This window comes from Roseovarius aestuarii, assembly GCF_019966515.1.
Classification (GTDB): Bacteria; Pseudomonadota; Alphaproteobacteria; order Rhodobacterales; family Rhodobacteraceae; genus Roseovarius; species Roseovarius aestuarii.
This window is the reverse complement of sequence record NZ_JAIMIB010000003.1, coordinates 251454-269614: the sequence shown is the minus strand read 5'-3', so window position 1 is coordinate 269614 and position 18161 is coordinate 251454. Positions and strand designations below refer to the sequence as shown.

Annotated in this window: 17 protein-coding genes; 9 read left to right on the top strand and 8 right to left on the bottom strand. The window is 60.0% G+C overall.

The window, feature by feature from the left end; all coding sequences use genetic code 11:
- Positions 1–215: 215 nt before the first annotated feature.
- From LC334_RS06370 to LC334_RS06350, 5 genes are all read left to right on the top strand, one after another.
- The gene (locus LC334_RS06370) at positions 216–875 is read left to right on the top strand and encodes an ABC transporter ATP-binding protein (protein WP_085799407.1); all 660 of its coding nucleotides are present in this window, start codon (positions 216–218) and stop codon (positions 873–875) included.
- Positions 853–2460 (top strand): capsule biosynthesis protein, encoded by a 1608-nt coding sequence (locus tag LC334_RS06365; RefSeq protein ID WP_085799406.1) that lies wholly within the window; start codon positions 853–855, stop codon positions 2458–2460. The genes LC334_RS06370 and LC334_RS06365 overlap by 23 nt, the downstream gene beginning before the upstream one ends.
- A gap of 47 nt (positions 2461–2507) precedes the next feature.
- A complete protein-coding gene (kdsA, locus tag LC334_RS06360; RefSeq protein WP_085799405.1) occupies positions 2508–3341 on the top strand; it encodes a 3-deoxy-8-phosphooctulonate synthase in 834 nt (277 codons plus the stop codon).
- Between the two features lie 74 nt (positions 3342–3415).
- Entirely contained in the window at positions 3416–4855 is a 1440-nt protein-coding gene (locus LC334_RS06355; protein ID WP_263286374.1) for a phosphomannomutase/phosphoglucomutase, read from the top strand.
- A gap of 254 nt (positions 4856–5109) precedes the next feature.
- A complete protein-coding gene (locus LC334_RS06350) occupies positions 5110–5703 on the top strand; it encodes a YceI family protein (RefSeq protein WP_085799403.1) in 594 nt (197 codons plus the stop codon).
- Positions 5704–5725: 22 nt separating this feature from the next.
- Here the strand turns inward: LC334_RS06350 and LC334_RS06345 are convergent, their stop codons facing one another.
- The 7 genes from LC334_RS06345 to LC334_RS06315 all read right to left on the bottom strand — a co-directional run bounded on the left by LC334_RS06345 (position 5726) and on the right by LC334_RS06315 (position 13510).
- Positions 5726–6997 (bottom strand): MFS transporter, encoded by a 1272-nt coding sequence (locus LC334_RS06345; protein ID WP_317850391.1) that lies wholly within the window; start codon positions 6995–6997, stop codon positions 5726–5728.
- Positions 6998–7026: 29 nt separating this feature from the next.
- A complete protein-coding gene (locus tag LC334_RS06340) occupies positions 7027–9039 on the bottom strand; it encodes a M3 family metallopeptidase (RefSeq protein ID WP_085799402.1) in 2013 nt (670 codons plus the stop codon).
- On the bottom strand, positions 9017–10084 hold the full coding sequence (locus LC334_RS06335; RefSeq protein ID WP_085799401.1) for a HesA/MoeB/ThiF family protein: 1068 nt from the start codon (positions 10082–10084) through the stop codon (positions 9017–9019). Before LC334_RS06335 ends, LC334_RS06340 begins: the two co-directional genes overlap by 23 nt.
- Positions 10084–10560, bottom strand: a complete 477-nt coding sequence (dut, locus tag LC334_RS06330) for a dUTP diphosphatase (RefSeq protein WP_397545098.1) — start codon at positions 10558–10560, stop codon at positions 10084–10086. The genes LC334_RS06335 and dut overlap by 1 nt, the downstream gene beginning before the upstream one ends.
- A gap of 24 nt (positions 10561–10584) precedes the next feature.
- On the bottom strand, positions 10585–11778 hold the full coding sequence (coaBC, locus tag LC334_RS06325) for a bifunctional phosphopantothenoylcysteine decarboxylase/phosphopantothenate--cysteine ligase CoaBC (RefSeq protein ID WP_085799400.1): 1194 nt from the start codon (positions 11776–11778) through the stop codon (positions 10585–10587).
- Positions 11779–11861: 83 nt separating this feature from the next.
- Entirely contained in the window at positions 11862–12635 is a 774-nt protein-coding gene (locus LC334_RS06320; RefSeq protein WP_085799399.1) for a ChaN family lipoprotein, read from the bottom strand.
- Positions 12632–13510, bottom strand: a complete 879-nt coding sequence (locus tag LC334_RS06315) for an RNA polymerase factor sigma-32 (protein WP_085799398.1) — start codon at positions 13508–13510, stop codon at positions 12632–12634. Before LC334_RS06315 ends, LC334_RS06320 begins: the two co-directional genes overlap by 4 nt.
- A 106-nt stretch (positions 13511–13616) precedes the next feature.
- Here LC334_RS06315 and cobU point away from each other — a divergent pair, with 106 nt between their 5' ends.
- The 4 genes from cobU (at position 13617) to LC334_RS06295 (ending at position 17363) form a co-directional block, all read left to right on the top strand.
- Positions 13617–14138 (top strand): bifunctional adenosylcobinamide kinase/adenosylcobinamide-phosphate guanylyltransferase, encoded by a 522-nt coding sequence (gene cobU / locus LC334_RS06310; RefSeq protein WP_085799397.1) that lies wholly within the window; start codon positions 13617–13619, stop codon positions 14136–14138.
- Positions 14135–14707 carry a histidine phosphatase family protein gene (locus LC334_RS06305; RefSeq protein WP_085799396.1) on the top strand — a complete coding sequence of 191 codons (573 nt, stop codon included), beginning with the start codon at positions 14135–14137 and terminating at the stop codon, positions 14705–14707. The genes cobU and LC334_RS06305 overlap by 4 nt, the downstream gene beginning before the upstream one ends.
- 58 nt (positions 14708–14765) lie before the next feature.
- Positions 14766–15632: a glutathione S-transferase gene (locus LC334_RS06300; RefSeq protein ID WP_085799395.1), complete on the top strand. Its 867-nt coding sequence runs from the start codon at positions 14766–14768 to the stop codon at positions 15630–15632.
- 216 nt (positions 15633–15848) lie between these two features.
- On the top strand, positions 15849–17363 hold the full coding sequence (locus tag LC334_RS06295) for a YifB family Mg chelatase-like AAA ATPase (RefSeq protein ID WP_085799394.1): 1515 nt from the start codon (positions 15849–15851) through the stop codon (positions 17361–17363).
- Here LC334_RS06295 and LC334_RS06290 read toward each other — a convergent pair.
- Positions 17329–18138 (bottom strand): alpha/beta hydrolase, encoded by an 810-nt coding sequence (locus tag LC334_RS06290; protein ID WP_223412899.1) that lies wholly within the window; start codon positions 18136–18138, stop codon positions 17329–17331. The two genes, LC334_RS06295 and LC334_RS06290, sit on opposite strands and share 35 nt — an antisense overlap.
- Positions 18139–18161: the final 23 nt, after the last annotated feature.

Sequence of the window (18161 nt, the reverse complement as noted above, 5' to 3'; positions counted from 1 at the left end):
AGACATCGCTTATCTCAAAGTTTCAAAGAACAGCGCCGATGGCCCTTCAATGGGCCGCCTACACCGGTTTTTTTGCATCAGCGGACACAAAATTAACCAGTTTTGTTGTCATCATCGGGAAAACTCCGACATAATAGTCGAAATCTTGGCTAAGCAAACCTTAACAAAGCCCCGATAACAAGAGGGCAAGTCGAGAGCAGTACCGGAGCCGATAGATGCTCGAATTCGAGAATGTCAGCAAGTCCTTCTGGACGGGCACACAGCGCAAAGTGATCCTTGAAAAGGTCTCTTTTCGGGTCGACCTTGGCCGCTCGCTGGGTATTCTTGCACCTAATGGCACCGGTAAGACCACGCTGATCAACATGATGGCGGGGCTGGAAAAACCGGATGAAGGTGACATCAGGCGAGGCTGTCGCATCAGCTTTCCGCTGGGCTTCATGGGTGGTGTGATTAATAAAATCTCGGCGATGGAAAACAGCCGGTATATCGCGCGGCTTTACGGGCTTGATCCCGATTATATCGAAGCTTTCTGCCGTTGGATGTGTAATCTGGGGGAATATTTCGATCAGCCTCTTGGCACCTATTCATCGGGGATGAAAGCGCGGTTCACCTTTTCCCTGATGCTTGCACTGGATTTCGATATCTATCTGATCGACGAAGGCATGCCCAGTTCGACCGATGCCGAATTCAACCAGAAGGCCGGTGAAATTTTGCGAGAAAGACTGCGCACGACCACAGTGATCATCGTCTCGCATCAGCCAAAGACTCTGGAAAAATTCGCCCGCGAAGCCGCCGTGCTGATGGGTGGAAAACTACATATGTTCAATACCTTGGAAGAGGCAAAGGCGCTTTATGACTACGAAACCCAAGGCTAGAAAATTCCGAATCCGGCGCAACACGCCGCAAGTCGCGGCCGACGCTGCGCATCCAGAGGCAAGCGCGCCGGACACCAGCGGCGCAGAAGCAGACCCGCGCGTAAGTCAGAGCAAGTCAGCGAAGGAAACGCCCGCTTCATTGAACATCGACAATATTCGTAAGGAAGGGTTGACCGGTCGGCAACTGCGCATGGCGCGCAGGATGGCGCAGAAACACGGGCTTGCGCCGGTCTCGGATTTCGATGCAGTACGTCTGCTGCGCGCCAAGGGTATCGACCCGTTCCAGCGCATCAATATTCTTGAGGTCGTGACCAGAGCCGACGACCAAGCCCCCAGCGGTAATGCCGAGCCCCCCCGACCGAAGGTACAACTACCGCAAACCGTTCCGGCAGAAAAGCAGACCCTACCCTCGACAGAGTTAAGTCCGACCGAGCGCCGCGCCTCGGAAATTATGGATATCCAGCGTGACATCGGCAGACGCCGTCGGCGCAAGCTACTGCTCCTCCTGTCGCGACTGACCGCATTCGTGTTTCTGCCGACCCTGGTGGCGGGATATTATTACTACGCGGTGGCGACGCCGATGTATGCCACTAAGTCTGAATTTCTCATCCTGACCGCCGATGGCGGCGGTGGCGGTGGCGGTGGTGGCCTGGGCGGGCTTTTGCCGAGCCAGTTCGCCACCGGGCAGGATTCGATCGCGACGCAATCCTACCTGCAATCCAAGGACGCCATGCTGCGGCTGGATTCCGATCTGGGCTTTCGCGCACATTTCAGTCAACCGCATATAGACCCAATCCAGCGGCTGGACGCCGATGCCAGCAACGAGGCGGCCTACAAGCTGTTTAAGAAATACGTCAAGCTGGGCTACGACCCCACCGAGGGCGTCATCAGGATGGAGCTTTCAACCGCCGATCCCGAGGTCAGCGCGTTGTTCTCGCAACGCCTGATCGAATACGCCGAAGAGCGCGTTGACGAACTGAGCCGGGAAAAACGGCTGGACGCAGTAAAAACCGCAGAGGCAGGATTGGAAGACGCCAAGGCAGAACGCCGCGCCGCGCAGCAAAGGATGGTTCGCCTGCAGGAAGGCACTATCCTGGACCCCGAGGGCGAGATTGCGAGTATCCGGCAATTGGTTAGCACGGTCGAACTGCAGTTGCAGGAAAAGCAACTGGCGCTGGACATCCAGTTGAACAACGCCCGGCCGAACAAGGCCAAGGTCGATGCCCTGTCCAGCGAAATTGAGGTGCTCAGCGCTGAACTGAGCAAGCAAAAGGCGCGACTGAACCAGGCCACCGAAGGCGCAAGCTCGCTGGCCTCGCAAACCGCCGAGATTCAGATGGCGCAGGCCGATCTGGCCACCGCTGATCTGGTCCTGCAAGCCGCGCTGGAATCCAAACGGTTGAGCGAGATTGAGGCGAACAAGCAGGTGCGCTACCTGACCGTCAGCGTACGCCCCGTCGCCTCGCAGGATGCCTCTTATCCGCGCGCATTCGAGAACACGATCCTTGCCTTCCTGATCTTTGCCGGTATTTACCTGATGGTATCGCTGACCGCGTCGATCCTGAAAGAACAGATATCGTCGTAAACGGTCCAACACGCCGGAAACGGACTGGATTAAGGACGCCGCAGACAATGAAACAGGTAGATATCGCGAGCCTCCGCGTGAGCAATGACCAGCCGTTGACCATTATCGCCGGCCCCTGCCAACTGGAAAGCGTGGATCATGCGCAGATGATCGCCGGTACCATGCTTGAAGCGTGCAAGGCTGCGGGGGCGCAATTCATCTTCAAGGGCTCTTTTGACAAGGCCAATCGCACTTCGCTTTCGGGCAAGCGCGGGCTGGGCGTAGATGAGGGGCTGAAAGTAATGCAAACGGTAAAGGACGCACTTGGCGTACCAGTGCTGACCGATGTACATCTGCCGGATCAGTGCGCCCCGGTGGCCGAGGTCTGCGATGTCCTGCAAATCCCCGCCTTTCTCTGCCGCCAGACAGATCTATTGCTGGCTGCAGGCGACACCGGTGCGGCGATCAATGTCAAGAAAGGGCAATTTCTGGCCCCGTGGGAAATGCCCAATATCGTGACCAAGCTTGAAAGCACCGGCAACACCCGCCTGCTTCTGACCGAGCGCGGTACCTCCTTTGGCTACAACACCCTGGTGGCGGACATGCGCAGCCTGCCGCAAATGGCGCAAACGGGCTATCCGGTGGTCATGGACGCGACCCATTCAGTTCAGCAACCGGGTGGCAAAGGCGGCTCCAGCGGCGGACAGCGCGAATTTGCCCCGGTAATGGCCCGCGCGGCGGTTTCTCTTGGTGTGGCGGCGGTCTTCATCGAGACCCACGAAGATCCCGACAACGCGCCCTCTGACGGTCCTAATATGATCCATTTGGCCGCAATGCCCCATCTTGTTGCCACATTGATGCGTTTTGACGCCCTAGCAAAAGAAAACCCGATTTCGATCTGAAGAAAGAGTTTTAACCCGTGAATAAGCCTGAGCCAAAAGTCACCCCCAATACATGGGAATTCCTGCGCGACGCGATGATTACCCCCACCGGCTTCCGCGAATACGACGCACGCTGGAAATACCCTGATGAGATCAACCTGCCGGGCATCACTGCGCTTGGTTTGGGGCTGGGCACTCAGATGCAGAACCGGGGTATCGAGCCGGTGATCGCCGTCGGTAACGACTATCGCGATTATTCTCTTTCCATCAAGAATGCGCTGATCCTCGGGCTGATGCGCGCGGGCATCACCGTTAAGGATATCGGCCCGTGCCTCAGCCCCATGGCCTATTTCAGCCAGTTCCACCTGGATGTTCCTGCGGTGGCGATGGTGACGGCGAGCCACAACCCCAACGGCTGGACCGGCGTGAAAATGGGCTTTGAACGACCTCTGACCCACGGCCCTGACGAGATGGGTGAGTTGCGCGATATCGTCCTGCAAGGAAGGGGAAAACCGCGCCCTGGCGGCGCTTACGAATTTGTCGACGGTGTGCGCGAGGCTTACCTTGATGACCTCGTCGGCGAATTAAAAATGTCGCGGAAACTCAAAGTGGTCTGCGCCACCGGTAATGGCACCGCCTGCGCCTTTGCGCCGGAGTTGTTCGAACGTCTAGGGGTCGAGGTTGTGCCCTCGCACAACACGCTCGATTACACCTTCCCACATTACAATCCCAATCCCGAAGCCATGGAAATGCTGCATGACATGAGCGCCAGCGTGAAAGCCTCGGGCGCGGACTTCGCGCTTGGCTTTGACGGCGATGGCGACCGCTGCGGCGTGGTCGATGACGAGGGTGAAGAGATTTTCGCCGACAAGGTCGGCGTGATCATGGCGCGTGACCTTTCAAAGCTCTATCCCAACAGCACGTTTGTGGCGGATGTGAAATCGACCGGGCTTTTTGCGTCCGACCCCGAACTTCGGGCCAATGGCGTCAAGGCGGATTACTGGAAAACCGGCCACAGCCACATGAAGCGGCGCGTCAAGGAAATTGGTGCGCTGGCGGGGTTCGAAAAATCCGGACACTACTTCCTGGCCGAGCCTGTGGGTCGCGGATATGACTGTGGCATGCGGGTCGCGGTGGAAATCTGCAAACTGATGGACCGCAACCCCGACATGTCGATGTCGGACCTGCGCAAGGCATTGCCGGTCACCCATTCGACACCGACAATGTCACCCTGGTGCGCCGATACCGAAAAATATGACGTGCTCGAACGGTTGGTCGGCAAGCTTGTCGCCAAACACGAGGCTGGCGAGAAAATTGCAGGGCGTGCCATCAAGGAGGTGGTCACCGTTAACGGCGCGCGTGTCATTCTGGACAATGGCAGCTGGGGATTGGTGCGGGCCTCGTCCAACACGCCGAACCTGGTCGTGGTTTGCGAGAGCAGCGACAGCGACGCCGAAATGCGTGCAATCTTCGCTGATATCGACGCCGTGATCCGTACCGAACCATCGGTCGGGGAGTACGACCAGACGATTTAAGCGTAGCAAACGACCTGACCGACCCCCCGCGCACCCAGACATTGCATCTAGGTGTCGCGGTTGATTGTAGCGGCGCGACAGGCAACTGGCATGATACCGCGACGGACTTCACGATGTCGCGAGCGCCCCTAAACAAACCCGGCCTCCGTGGCGTAGACATGTAAGGGCACTTAGCCGTCTCGGGGCATTGCTCCACACATCCATAAGGCGTTGCGACACGTCACTAATAACCAACATTTGACGAGGGATCTAACATGATACATTCACTGAAGTCTGTCTCGACCGCTGCAATCACAGCATTCTGCCTCTCAACCGTACCCGCACTTGCCGTCACCTACAAAACCGACCAGGGCCACACAGAGGTGCGCTTTAGCTGGAGCCATGCCGGCGTTTCAGTTCAGACGGCGGAATTTACCGTGGCCAACGGCACGCTTGATCTGGACGCCGAGAACCCCGCTGGTGCGTCGCTGAATGTCACCGTGGATGCGAACAGCCTGGCAACCGGCTTTGGCCCGCTGGATGATCATGTGAAAAGCGCTGACTTTCTGGATGTTGCAACCTATCCCGACATCACCTTTGTCAGCACCGGTGTCGAGGTAACGGGCGAGAATACAGCCAATGTCACCGGCGACCTAACGATCCATGGCACCACCCAGCCGGTAACGCTGGAAACGACGCTGACCCATATCGGAGCACATCCGCTGGGTGGCGCAATTGACTATTACAAGGGCGATTGGGCAGCCTTTTCGGCAACAACGGTAATTGATCACCAGGCTTTTGGGGTTGGTGGTTTCTCGACCGGCCCGATTACCATCGACATCGTTACTGAAATGAAGGCAGCCGAGTAGCCAGTCTCCCCGCCCGGGCCGGTCAGGAATCGGTCCCGGGCGCCTGCTCTGCCCTCGCGTCGAGTGCGGCGGTTTCCGGAGTGGAAGCGCGGGCCATGGGCGAGGCTCGGAATGCCTGCTTGTCCGCGTGGGCCACACCGGCCCGGGTGCGCATCCGAAGAATCGCGAACAGGATCAGCAGGACATGCCCACATCCGGTGGTCCAGAAAAGGCTGGTATTTCCAAAATTCGTCATTGCGAACCCGGCCACTGTGGGCCCGCCAATGGCCCCCAAACCGTAGACCAGCAACAGCCCGCCGCTAACCTGGATGAAACTGCCCGGGGCGGCGTGGTCATTGGCATGGGCCACGATTAGCGGATACATGGAAAACACCGATGCGCCGAAAACCGCGACAATCGCTATATTGGCCCCAACCCCTCCCGGCATCAGGGCGATGAACAGAAGATCGGCCAGAAGGCCCAGACAGGCCACGCCGATCAGCACCATGCGTCGATCGTTCCGGTCCGACAGGTAGCCGACTGGTATCTGCGCCGCAGCGCCCGCCAAAATGGGCACGCTTGCGAAAAGCGCCACATCACTGAGGCTCAACCCCACCCGCGACGCGTAGACCGGAGCCAGCGCTCCAAACGACCCGTTTGACACCCCCACCATCAGCACCGCGAAAACCGCCACCGGCGAGTTTCGCCAGAGCGCACGCAAATCGAGCGACACGCTGACCAGTGCCGAGGGCGACGCCGTCGCGCTGAGCGCTGTGGGCAGAAGCGCAAGACAATAGGTCATGGCGGCGAGCACAAAGAACAGATATCCTGCCGGGTCGCCCATCGTCAGCACCATCTGCCCCGCGGTCGAGGCCGCCAGATTGACCATCGTGTAGATACCGAAAACCCGACCGCGCGATGGCGCATCGACGCGCTCGTTCAACCAGCTTTCGACAATCATCGCTGCCCCGGCAAAGCAAAATCCTGAGATGCCGCGCAAGGGAATCCAGACCCATGGGCTGAGGATAAGAAGCGACAGCAGAACCGAAATCGCCGCCAGTGCGCACATTACCCCGAAGGCTCTTATATGGCCGACCTTGACCACGAGTGCCGGGGTCCGCAGGCATCCGGCGACATACCCGACCGCCCAGCCCGTGCCCAACAGTCCGAGGGATGCGGCGGTGAACCCCTCGATTTCACCTCGTACCGGCAGGATTAGCGCGTTGACGCCACCCGCATAACAGCAAGAAGGCAGAGCCCAATAAGAGGGCCATGAGCGGAAGAAGGCTTCGTAGCATCCAGCCAGTCTAACCACGTAGGCTGGGACAGGCAAAGCCTCGTGTTTCAGGCGGCGAGGCCCCGCCCCTTCAGCAATGCCTCTATCCCGGGCAGACGGCCGCGAAAGGCAAGATAAAGCTCTTCCGCATCGCGTGATCCACCGGTTGAGAGGATATTGGCCTCAAGCGCGCGCGCCTTGTCCGCATCAAACGCCCCGCCTGCCTCCTCGAAGGCGGCAAAGGCGTCGGCGTCCATCACCTCGGACCACATGTAGCTGTAATAGCCCGAACTATAGCCATCACCGGAAAACACATGCGCGAACTGCGGCGTCGCATGGCGCATGGTGATGGCGTGCGGCATGCCAATATCAGCCAGCACCGCGGCCTGTTCTGCCATTGGATCCGCGGGGGCCGCCCCCTCGTGAAACGCCAGATCAACCAGTGCCGACGCCACATATTCGACCGTCTGGAAACCCATATCGAAGGTCGCCGCGCCCAGCACCTTATCCAGCATGTCTCTGGGCATCGCCGCACCGGTTTCGACATGAGTGGCAAATTCGGCCAGTACTTCGGGCACTTCCAGCCAGTGTTCATACAGCTGGCTCGGCAGTTCCACAAAATCGCGCGCCACATTAGTGCCGGAAATGCTTTCATAGGTCACGTTTGACAACATCTGGTGCAGCGCATGACCGAACTCGTGGAACAGCGTGCGCGCATCGTCATAACTCAGTAGCGCGGGATCACCTTTGGCGAAATTGCAGACATTGATCACCACGGGGCCCTGCACCTCGGGAAATTTTGCCTGGCCGCGCATGGCCGAACACCACGCGCCGGATCGTTTGGAGGCGCGGGCGAAGTAATCGCCGATGAAGACCGCCACATGGGCACCATCCCGCATCACTTCCCACGCCCGGCAATCAGGGTGGTAAAGCGGCACGTCGAGCGGTTTGAACTCTAACCCGAACAGGCGGGTCGCACAGGCAAAGGCGGCCTCGATCATCCGGTCGAGCTGCAGGTAAGGCTTCAGCGCCGCCTCATCCAGATCATGCTCGGCCTTGCGTCGCTTTTCTGCGTAGTAGCGCCAATCCCACGGCTCCAGATCGCCGTTGATGCCATCGGCCTGCATCATTTCGGTCAACACCTCGGCATCGGCCTCAGCTCGGGCCTTGGCGGGGGTCCAAACATCCAGCAACAGTTTCCGCACCGCCTCCGGTGTCTTGGCCATCTCCGTTTCCAGTTTGAAATCGGCAAAACTGTCGTAACCCAAAAGCTGTGCACGCTCCTTGCGCAACGCAAGCGTTTCAGCAGCGATACCGCGATTGTCGGTCTCGCCCTCGTTCGCCCCCCGCGCGGCCCACGCATTAAACGCAATCTCGCGCAGATCACGGCGTGGGGAAAACTGCAAAAACGGCACGATGAGCGACCGCGACAGCGTAATGACGGGGCCTTGCAGCCCCTTTTCCTGACCCGCCGCGCGCGCCGCGCTGACTACGAAATCCGGCAGTCCTTGCAGATCATCGTCGGTCAATTCCATATGCCACGCCGCCTCGTCCGCCAGCAGGTTCTGGGTGAAGGCCGTGCCCAGTTCAGCCAGCCGCGCCATTATCTCACGCATGCGTTTGTCCTGCTCGCCGGTAAGGGCCGCCCCCGCACGCACGAAACCCCGGCGTGTCAGATACAAAAGCCGATCCTGCTCCGGTGTCAGGCCCAGCGTATCGCGCGCCTGCCACAGCGCGTCGATCCGACCAAACAGCGCCTTGTTGCCATGAACCTCCGAGCTGTATGCCGCCAGCCTGGGGCTGAACGCGCGCTGTAATTCTTGTCGTTTGGGATTGCTGTCAGCGCCCGCCAGCGAAAAGAACACTGACAAAACCTTATCGAGCGCTTTTCCCGAAGTCTCCAGCGCTTCGATCACGTTAGCAAATGTGGGCGGCCCGGGATTATCCGCAATTGCCGTAATCTCGGCCCGCGCCTCGGCCAGAGCTACACCGAACGCCGGTTCGAAATCTGCATCAGTGACCTGATCGAAGGGCGCGATGTTGAACGGGGTTTGCCAGTCAGCCAGCAGTGGGTTTGTCATAATTGTCTCCTTGATCGCCACAGATCGGGCAATCGGCGCGGGGTTTGAGGGTGAATTTCCGGCTCTCGCCGTAAAGCGCATCATAGATCAGCATCTCACCGCGCAGGGGTGTACCGGAGTGGGTGATCAGCTTGATCGCTTCACTTGCCATCATCGACCCGACCACACCGGGCAGCGGACTCAACACACCGGCCTCTGAACAAGACGGGGCCAGACCGGGTGCCGGAGCCTCGGGGAAAACGCATTGATAGCAGGGTGCGCCGTTCGCCGGATCGAACACGCTTAGCTGCCCCTCCCATTGCGCGAGCGCCCCCGAAATCAGCGGCTTGCCGGTGCGGACGGCGGCGGCATTGGACAGATAGCGGGTGTCGAAATTATCGGTACCGTCAAGGATCAGATCATATTCGGCGAAAAGCTCATCGGCGATGTCAGCACTAAGCCGGCGATGATAAGGCCGCACGATAACCGAAGGGTTCTGCGCATGCATCGCGCGCAAGGCCGACTGCACCTTGGGCATGCCAATATCTGCATCACGGTGGATGACTTGCCGCTGCAGGTTGGAATTCTCGACCAGATCATCATCGATCACACCAATCGTGCCAACGCCAGCCGCCGCCAGGTAAAGCAATACGGGCGAACCCAGCCCCCCGGCACCAACGACCAACACACGCGCGTCACGCAGGGCCTTCTGCCCCGGCCCGCCAATCTCGCGCAGCACGATATGACGCGCATAGCGTTCAAGTTGAGTGTCGGTGAAACTGCCGGGCACCGGATTCTCAACCGAGGTTGTCTGTGCCTTGGCCCGCAGCCGCCTGAGCCCGGCACGATAGGCCAGCACCATCGCCACAGCCCCACCCAGCATCAGCCACAAGGCAGCACTTTCACCGGTGGCCATCCGCAGGGCATGCCCCTCGGACAACAACAGATGCAGAATCACAACGCCCAGCCATAGCATCCCGACCATCGTCCAGCGCATGGGTTTCGGTGTGCCCATTGCCGCCCCGCCCCCCCAAAGCGCGCCCGCCATGACCAGTACCAGCAACATTAGCCACGCCCCGTAGAGCCGAAACCGCCGGCTCCCCGAGTGGTCTCATCCAGTGTCTCAACCAGATCGAATTGCGCCTGCACCACCGGGGCCACGATCATCTGGGCAATCCGCATCCCGTGGGTCACATGAAACGGTGCATCGCCCGCATTCATCACGATCACACCCAGAGGCCCGCGATAATCACTGTCAATCGTACCGGGTGTGTTGGGCAGCGTGATCCCGTTCTTCAGCGCCAGCCCCGACCGCGGGCGCAACTGCACCTCGTAGCCAAAAGGAATGGCCAGCCTCAGCCCGGTGGGCACCAGCGCCCGCGCACCCGGTTCAATCACCACCCCGTCGCGCGTAGCCTCGCGAAAATTTGCGCGCAGATCAGCGCCCGCCGCGCCTGCTGTCTCATATCCGGGCAGGCCAAGGGACCGGTCTGCGCCGTCGTCCCAGATGAGCTGAACCGTGACCATCCCCTGCCCTTTCATTTTGCCAGAAATACCCAAAATGCCTCAGGCCAGCGCCTTGGCGATCCGGTCCGCCAGCCGGGCGGCGACCTGATCTTTGGCCATGCGTGGCCAGTCCTCGGCACCTTCGTTAGTGATCAAGGTAATGTCATTTTCGGCTCCGCCCATGATGCCAGTACCTGCACTCACATCATTGGCGACAATCCAGTCGCAGCCCTTGCGTTGACGTTTGGCGGCAGCATTTTCAACCACATCATCGGTCTCGGCGGCAAAGCCCACAACCAGCGCCGGACGACCCTCCTGCAATTGCGAGATCGTCGCCAGAATGTCCGGGTTCTCGGCAAAATCCAGCTTGGGAATACCGCCCTTGTCCTTCTTCATCTTGCTGGCGCTTTCCTTGGCAACCCGCCAATCGGCGACAGCGGCGGCAAACACCGCCGCATCCACCGGCACGGCGGATTGCACCGCGTCCAACATTTGCTGCGCGGTCTCGATCCGTACCACCTGCACGCCGTTGGGCGGTGGCACATCCGCCGGGCCAGTGACAAATACTACTTCTGCTCCCAGAGCGGAAAGCGCCCGGGCAATCGCCGTGCCCTGCGCCCCGGAAGAGCGGTTGGCAATGTAACGTACTGGGTCGATCGGTTCATGCGTCGGGCCAGAGGTAACCAGCACGCGCTTGCCTTTGAGCGGGCCATCGACCAATGCCGCCTCGATCGCCGCGACAATTTCCAGCGGTTCCGACATGCGACCGGGTCCGTATTCACCGCAAGCCATGTCGCCCTCATTCGGCCCCACAAACATGATCCCGTCGGCATCCAGCACAGCACGGTTGCGGCGGGTCGCGCGGTGTTCCCACATCCGTACATTCATCGCAGGCGCTACCAGTACCGGCGTGTCGGTGGCCAGCAAAAGCGTCGAGGCCAGATCATCCGCATGCCCCCCTGACATCTTCGCCATCAGGTCAGCGGTTGCAGGGGCCACTACGATCAGATCGGCGCTGCGGGAAAGCTCGATATGGCCCATCTCGGCCTCTTCGGTCAGATCGAAAAGATCACGGTAAACCTTATGACCCGCCAGCGCCGAGACCGACAAAGGTGTCACGAACTCCGCTCCCGCCGAGGTCAGAACCGGCGTCACCGAAGCGCCGCGTTCACGCAACCGGCGGATCAAATCCAGCGACTTGAACGCCGCAATCCCGCCGCCGATGATCAGAAGAATGCGTTTCGAGGCCAGCATGAGCGATCTTCCTTATAAGACTCGCGCGACAGTATTGCGGGACCTGATCGGAGACAAGAGCAGGCAGCGGCGCTGCTTGGAAGCTATTGAAAGGCCAGACAAGGGTCAGGCCGGTTCACAGATGCGGCGGACACCACCTCGTCAAACACGCCCGAAAGCGGCGCATCCGCTTCGGTTTGCCCCAGCGCATACACCTCCAGATCAGGCGCCGCATGCGTCAGTATCGCTGGCACACCCCACTCCTTGCGGGCGTGGCCGTTGCCGGTGATCACTGCAACCGGCCCACCGGTTTCCTGCATCGCGTTAACTACTGCACGTGCCAACACCGCATCCCGCAAACGCTGGATTTCAACCATCGGCGCCAGCATGTCGTCAGGCAAAGCATCACAATGGGCGACGGCTTGCAGCGCTTCGCGCGCTGCTTGCTGCGCTTCGTGCAGCGGATCGGTCAGACCAAACATTTTCGCCCGTTCGCCAAACACAGCCACAACGCCGGCACCCATCGCCTCATGCGCATCCTTGCGCGACACATGAGCCCCATAAATCCTGGCATCATGCGCCGCGTAAATTATCGGCCGATACATTGAAAAATCGGGCCAGCCCGAGGCATCCCAGCCGAGATACTCCGGCAAGCCGTTCGGCGAGCGGAATTCAGGGACGACGCCTCCGTAGACGCGATCGGGTGCGATCATCTCGAACACCAGCGCCTTAGGCTCAAACTCGGCCACACGCCGCGCCTGCACGCGGTGATGCTCGGGGTTGTCGTGAATTTCACCCAGGATCAGCACGTCCTGCGCCGCAACCGGCACGGCAGACAGGTACATCCATGCTGCAACAGCAAGAATAAGGCATTTCATACCAACAGGTTATGAACCTCGGACCCGTGGCGTTCAAGATGTTTACGCATCTTCACAAACGCAGCCGCCTCAAGCTGGCGTACGCGCTCTTTGCTCAGCTTCAATTCTTCGCCAAGACTTTCCAGCGTGCGGGGAACATCGCGCAGTTTGCGTTCATGCACAATGAAACGTTCGCGCTCGTTCAAAGCCGCCATCGCCTGGTTCAGCCAATTGCGCAGCGCTTCCCGGTCGTGGTCCTGCTCGACCAGTTCTTCGGCCTGCGGGCCTTCATCGATGATCGTATCAAGCCATTGCCGGCCCTCATCCTCGGTCGATTGGGTGGCGTTGAGCGAGAAATCAGACCCGGCCAAACGCCCCTGCATCATCTCGACATCGCGCAGCGGCACGCCAACCTCGTGGGCAATAAGCTCGCGCAGCTGGTAGCCATCCAGTTCTTCGCCCTTGGACATGGCCTCGCGCTCTAACCGGGCCTGAACCCGGCGCATGTTGAAAAATAATGATTTCTGGCTTGAGGTCGAGCCGGTGCGCACCATCGACCAGTTGCGCATGACATATTCCTGGATCGACGCCTTGATCCACCACACCGCATAGGTCGAAAACCGCACGCCACGATCCGGATCGAACTTATCCGCGGCTTTCATCAGGCCCAGACCAGCCTCCTGGATAAGATCGTTTACCGGTGCGCCGTAGCGGCGGAACTTCGATGCCATGGAAATTGCCAGCCGCATATATGCTGTGATCAACCGGTGCAGCGCTGCCTCATCCCGGTGATCTCGCCACGCATAAGCCAGCGCACGTTCGGTCTCGGCATCCAGCATCTCGGCCCGCATGGCCTTACGCGACATGTTGTGTTGCTCTGGTGCATCTAGTGGCATCTTGACCTCCTGAACTGGTAACGCGGTGCTTGCGCCCTTTTTCAGTCTCTCAGCTAATGATACGCAGCGCTAATCAAAGCGGATCAAATAAGGGTGCAATTCTGTCATGTTTCCGGAATTGACGTTGGTGCTTGGGGGCGCGGCCTCGGGGAAATCGGCCTTTGCAGAAGGGCTTGCCAAAGGCTCGGGCCGGGGATTGATTTACCTCGCCACAGCCGAGGTGCGCGACAACGAAATGCGCGCAAAGGTATATAAACATAGGCAAATGCGCGGTCAGGGCTGGAAAACCGTTGAGGCGCCACTGGACCTGGGTCCGGTGCTGAACCGGGCGCCGGGGGATCACGTCGTGCTGCTTGATTGTGCGACCATGTGGCTGAGCAATCACATGCTTGCCGAAAGCGATCTGACGCTGGCCGAGGCAGAGTTAATGACAGCGTTAAGCCTCGCTGCGGCACCCGTGATCGTTGTCTCGAACGAGGTGGGCCTTTCCGTAGTGCCGGAAAATGCTCTGGCCCGCGCGTTTCGCGACGCGCAGGGCAGATTGAATCAGAAACTCGCCACCAAGGCCGGCCTGGTCGTGAACGTGATCGCAGGGTTGCCGCAGGTTCTGAAAGGCACACTACCATGAGCCGGTTTTTCTGGGTCCGGCACGGGCCAACCCATGCCAACGCTATGGTTGGCTGGTCAGATATACCCGCCGATCTGAGCGATCAAGCTCGGATCGCGCGACTGATGGCACACCTGCCCGGCGATGCACTGGTGGTATCCTCAGATCTGGTGCGTGCAACAGCAACAGCCGATGCAATTACCGGGGCGCGCGAACGCTTGCCGCATGATGCAGATTTGCGCGAAATTCATTTCGGCGATTGGGAAATGCAGGCGTTCGACACCATTCCGGACCAGGAAAATCTGCGCTCTTTCTGGGACCAGCCCGGCGATGTCCGCCCTCCCAACGGCGAAAGCTGGCACGAGGTCTCGGCGCGTGTAGATCGCGCGGTGGCGCGGTTGCTGGCCAGATATCCCGGGCGCGACCTCATTGCAGTGGCTCATTTCGGCGCAATCCTGACACAGGTACAACAAGCGCTGCAAGTGGATGCCTATGAGGCGTTCAGTCACCGGATCGATAACCTTTCGGTCACCGACCTGCACTGGGATGGCATCCGCTGGCATGCGGGGGCAATTAATCACATTCCGTGATGACCATGCCCACAAGGTTTCGTTTTTCGACCGCGATAATCGCCGCTAATCTGCCCTCATGACTTATGATCTTATTCTTGGCGATTACGCCTATTCCAGCTGGTCGCTGCGTGCCTGGCTGCTTTTCGAACGTTTTGGCCTTAAACGCAGGCTCGAGATGGTGGATTTCAAAAAAGGCGGTGTGCCGGAACAGATGCCCGGCTGGGCGCCCGCCAAGACCGTTCCTGCGGTACGCACCCCCGAGGGCGCGATCCTGACGGATTCCATCGCCATTGCCGAAGAATTGGCAACACGGCATCCCGAGGCGGCACTCTGGCCCGCAGAGCCGTTGGCGCGCGCGACCGCTCGCAGCCTGACGGCTGAAATGCATTCCGGTTTCATGGCGTTGCGCACTGACTGCCCAATGAACCTCCGGCTGGCCTATAGCGGCGTTGACCCCTCAGCAGCGGTCGCCGCCGACCTGAGACGACTGGAACTGATCTGGGATCATGCGCGCACGACCTGCTCGCCGGACGGCCCCTGGCTTTGTGGCGACTATTCCATCGCTGACGCATTCTATGCGCCGGTCGCCGCACGGATCGCGGGATATGGGCTGAACGTGTCAGGCAGCGCCCGCGCCTATGTTGACGCCCATCTGACCGATCCGGCGTTTCGCCGCTGGCGGGCGATGGGGCTGGTGCGCGGCGAGGTGCTGAACCGCTACAACAAGCCTTTCGATACAACTGACTGGCCGGGGCCTGCCCCGCTGCCCTCGCGCGCCGCGGAAGGCACGCCGGAGAACGCGCAATGCCCCTATTCCGGTGACCCCTCAACCCATATGCTGGAACTGGATGGTCGGATCTTCGGCTTCTGCAACGGGTTTTGCCGTGACAAGACCGTGGCCGACCCAGCAGCCTGGCCCGCTTTCATGGCCTTGCGCAGCTAGCTGGTATTAAATTGCGTGCTACCGCGCCCATTTTGCGAAACCTCAGGCCAAGAGCCACGCATCGGCGCACCTTGTATCGATAGTACCCGGCCTTGCGGCATCGTTCCAAAAGATACTCAATCCGCATCAAGGTCACCCGTTAAGACTTCCTCAATCATTGCGCTCATATCGTTAACCTCGGTTCGTTAACCAAGATTGACACAAAAAGGCAGGGATATGGTCGCACGCGCCTACACAGTCGCTTTTGAAGGTGTTGAAGCGCGGCAGGTCGAAGTGCAATGTGCCGTCACCCCGGGCATGCCAGCATTCTCTGTCGTGGGCCTGCCCGACAAGGCGGTAAGCGAGGCGCGCGATCGGGTGCGCACCGCGCTCAGCTCAATGGCGATTGCCCTACCCTCCAAGCGGATCACCATCAACCTCAGCCCGGCTGATATGCCGAAGGAAGGCAGCCATTTTGATCTGCCGATTGCGCTTTCGCTTCTGGCAGCGCTGGAAATCATTCCAAAAGATGCGGTTGAAACCACGACTTCGTTGGGAGAGCTCTCTCTGGACGGATCGCTCGTCCCGGTGATCGGCGCCCTGCCTGCAGCGATGTCAGCCGCCGAGGAGGAGCACGTTCTGCTTTGCCCCAAGGCGTCTGGGCCTGAAGCCGCTTGGGTTGATGCGGTTCAGGTATTAGGGGCCTGCTCGCTAGCCGATGTGATCCGGCATTATACCGGCCAATCGCCCCTGCCACCGGCCGTGCCCGGGGAGGTGCAAAGCGGGACAGGCGGTCGCGATATGCGCGATGTGAAAGGTCAGGAACGAGCCAAGCGGGCATTGGTGATCGCTGCAGCCGGGCGACATCACCTTATGATGGTAGGCACGCCCGGCTCGGGCAAATCTATGCTGGCCGCACGGTTGCCGGGGATTCTGCCGCCTCTCACCGCCCGGGAAGCGCTGGAAACCTCAATGATCCATTCGCTGGCGGGATTGCTGGAGGAGGGCGGCATCAACCGCACGCGCCCGTTTCGGGAGCCGCATCATACCGCGTCGATGGCAGCAATCGTAGGCGGCGGGCGGCGAGCCAGCCCCGGCGAAATCAGCCTGGCGCATAATGGTGTGCTCTTCATGGATGAATTTCCGGAATTCCCGCGCATGGTTCTGGAAACGCTACGCCAGCCGATCGAAACCGGTGAAGTCATGGTCGCCCGCGCCAATGCCCATGTAAAATACCCCTGCCGGTTCATGCTGGTGGCCGCTGCTAACCCCTGCAAATGCGGGTACCTGAGCGACCCTGCGCGCGCCTGCACCCGCGCCCCGATCTGCGGCGAGGATTACATGGGGCGCATTTCCGGCCCGCTTATGGATCGATTCGACCTGCGTGTCGAAGTCCCACCAGTGGCCTTCACCGATCTTGACCTGCCCGCATCTGGCGATAGCTCAGCGACCTATGCCGCACAGGTGCAACAGGCGAGGGCGGAGCAACAGGCAAGATATGATCAGCGGGCTGACATGCGCCTGAATGCCGATGCCGAAGGCGAGGCCCTCGAAGAAATCGCAACGCCTGATGCGGACGGCCGGGCGCTACTGACCCGGGTCGCCGAACGCTTCGGCCTGTCAGCGCGCGGCTATCATCGGGTCTTGCGCGTAGCGCGCACCATTGCCGACCTTGACGGTTCGGCAGAGGTGCGCCACCCCCATGTCGCTGAAGCGGTCAGCTATCGCCTGACCGGGGTGAGAGAGCTCTGATCCACGCTGCCAATTCGCGCAGCGTTGTTTCTGCCTCCGGCAAGTAGCCTTTGAACAGGGGCCAGACATGCGGCAGGTTGTTTTCGATCTTGCAGGTCACGTCCACACCCTGGCTTTTTAGTTTGTCAGCCATGCGGCGCGTATCATCGAGCAGTATTTCCTGATCGCTGACCGTCATCCAGACAGGCCCCGCACCGGCAAAATCGGCGAAAAGCGGGGACGCACGAGGATGTTTCGGATCGGCCCCGTCGAGATAAAGCTGCGCCAGTTCCGGCGCACGCTCGACCGGCAGAACCGCGTCGACATCTGCGTTCGCCTGAAAGCTGTCACCCGAGAAACTGAGGTCGGTCAGAGGTGACATAACGAAAGTCCCCAGTGGTTGCGGCAGGCCGAGGCGCGTGATCTCGCCCAGCAGGGCAAGGGCAATTCCGCCACCCGCGCTGTCGCCGCCAAGAATAATCCCTCTCGGCGAATGCCGCACGAATTTATATGCAATCACCGCATCCAGCAGCGCCGTGGGAAAAGGGCTTTCCGGTGCTCGCCGATAGCTCACAATCGCGGCGGATAAGCCGGTATAATGCGACACCCAAGCCACCAATGCACGATGGGTATGCGCCGAACCGAACACATAACCGCCACCATGAAAATAGAGGATAAGGGGCCCCGTATCGGATTTTTCCACGCAAAGGGTGGGCACCGACCCCGCCGTGCCACCCACGCCTTTGATGGCGAACACGGCATCACGAGGTGGCCTGGAAAATGTCCTGGACTTCATCTCGAAACTGCGGCGAGCCCGTT

What these genes read in the sequence shown, in the direction of transcription:
- LC334_RS06370 (WP_085799407.1), top strand. Translation starts at nt 216, where the DNA reads ATGCTCGAATTCGAGAATGTCAGCAAGTCCTTCTGGACGGGCACACAG.
- LC334_RS06365 (WP_085799406.1), top strand. Translation starts at nt 853, where the DNA reads ATGACTACGAAACCCAAGGCTAGAAAATTCCGAATCCGGCGCAACACG.
- kdsA (WP_085799405.1), top strand. Translation starts at nt 2,508, where the DNA reads ATGAAACAGGTAGATATCGCGAGCCTCCGCGTGAGCAATGACCAGCCG.
- LC334_RS06355 (WP_263286374.1), top strand. Translation starts at nt 3,416, where the DNA reads ATGATTACCCCCACCGGCTTCCGCGAATACGACGCACGCTGGAAATAC.
- LC334_RS06350 (WP_085799403.1), top strand. Translation starts at nt 5,110, where the DNA reads ATGATACATTCACTGAAGTCTGTCTCGACCGCTGCAATCACAGCATTC.
- LC334_RS06340 (WP_085799402.1), bottom strand. Translation starts at nt 9,039, where the DNA reads ATGACAAACCCACTGCTGGCTGACTGGCAAACCCCGTTCAACATCGCG.
- LC334_RS06335 (WP_085799401.1), bottom strand. Translation starts at nt 10,084, where the DNA reads ATGTTGCTGGTACTGGTCATGGCGGGCGCGCTTTGGGGGGGCGGGGCG.
- dut (WP_397545098.1), bottom strand. Translation starts at nt 10,560, where the DNA reads ATGAAAGGGCAGGGGATGGTCACGGTTCAGCTCATCTGGGACGACGGC.
- coaBC (WP_085799400.1), bottom strand. Translation starts at nt 11,778, where the DNA reads ATGCTGGCCTCGAAACGCATTCTTCTGATCATCGGCGGCGGGATTGCG.
- LC334_RS06320 (WP_085799399.1), bottom strand. Translation starts at nt 12,635, where the DNA reads ATGAAATGCCTTATTCTTGCTGTTGCAGCATGGATGTACCTGTCTGCC.
- LC334_RS06315 (WP_085799398.1), bottom strand. Translation starts at nt 13,510, where the DNA reads ATGCCACTAGATGCACCAGAGCAACACAACATGTCGCGTAAGGCCATG.
- cobU (WP_085799397.1), top strand. Translation starts at nt 13,617, where the DNA reads ATGTTTCCGGAATTGACGTTGGTGCTTGGGGGCGCGGCCTCGGGGAAA.
- LC334_RS06305 (WP_085799396.1), top strand. Translation starts at nt 14,135, where the DNA reads ATGAGCCGGTTTTTCTGGGTCCGGCACGGGCCAACCCATGCCAACGCT.
- LC334_RS06300 (WP_085799395.1), top strand. Translation starts at nt 14,766, where the DNA reads ATGACTTATGATCTTATTCTTGGCGATTACGCCTATTCCAGCTGGTCG.
- LC334_RS06295 (WP_085799394.1), top strand. Translation starts at nt 15,849, where the DNA reads ATGGTCGCACGCGCCTACACAGTCGCTTTTGAAGGTGTTGAAGCGCGG.
- LC334_RS06290 (WP_223412899.1), bottom strand. Translation starts at nt 18,138, where the DNA reads ATGAAGTCCAGGACATTTTCCAGGCCACCTCGTGATGCCGTGTTCGCC.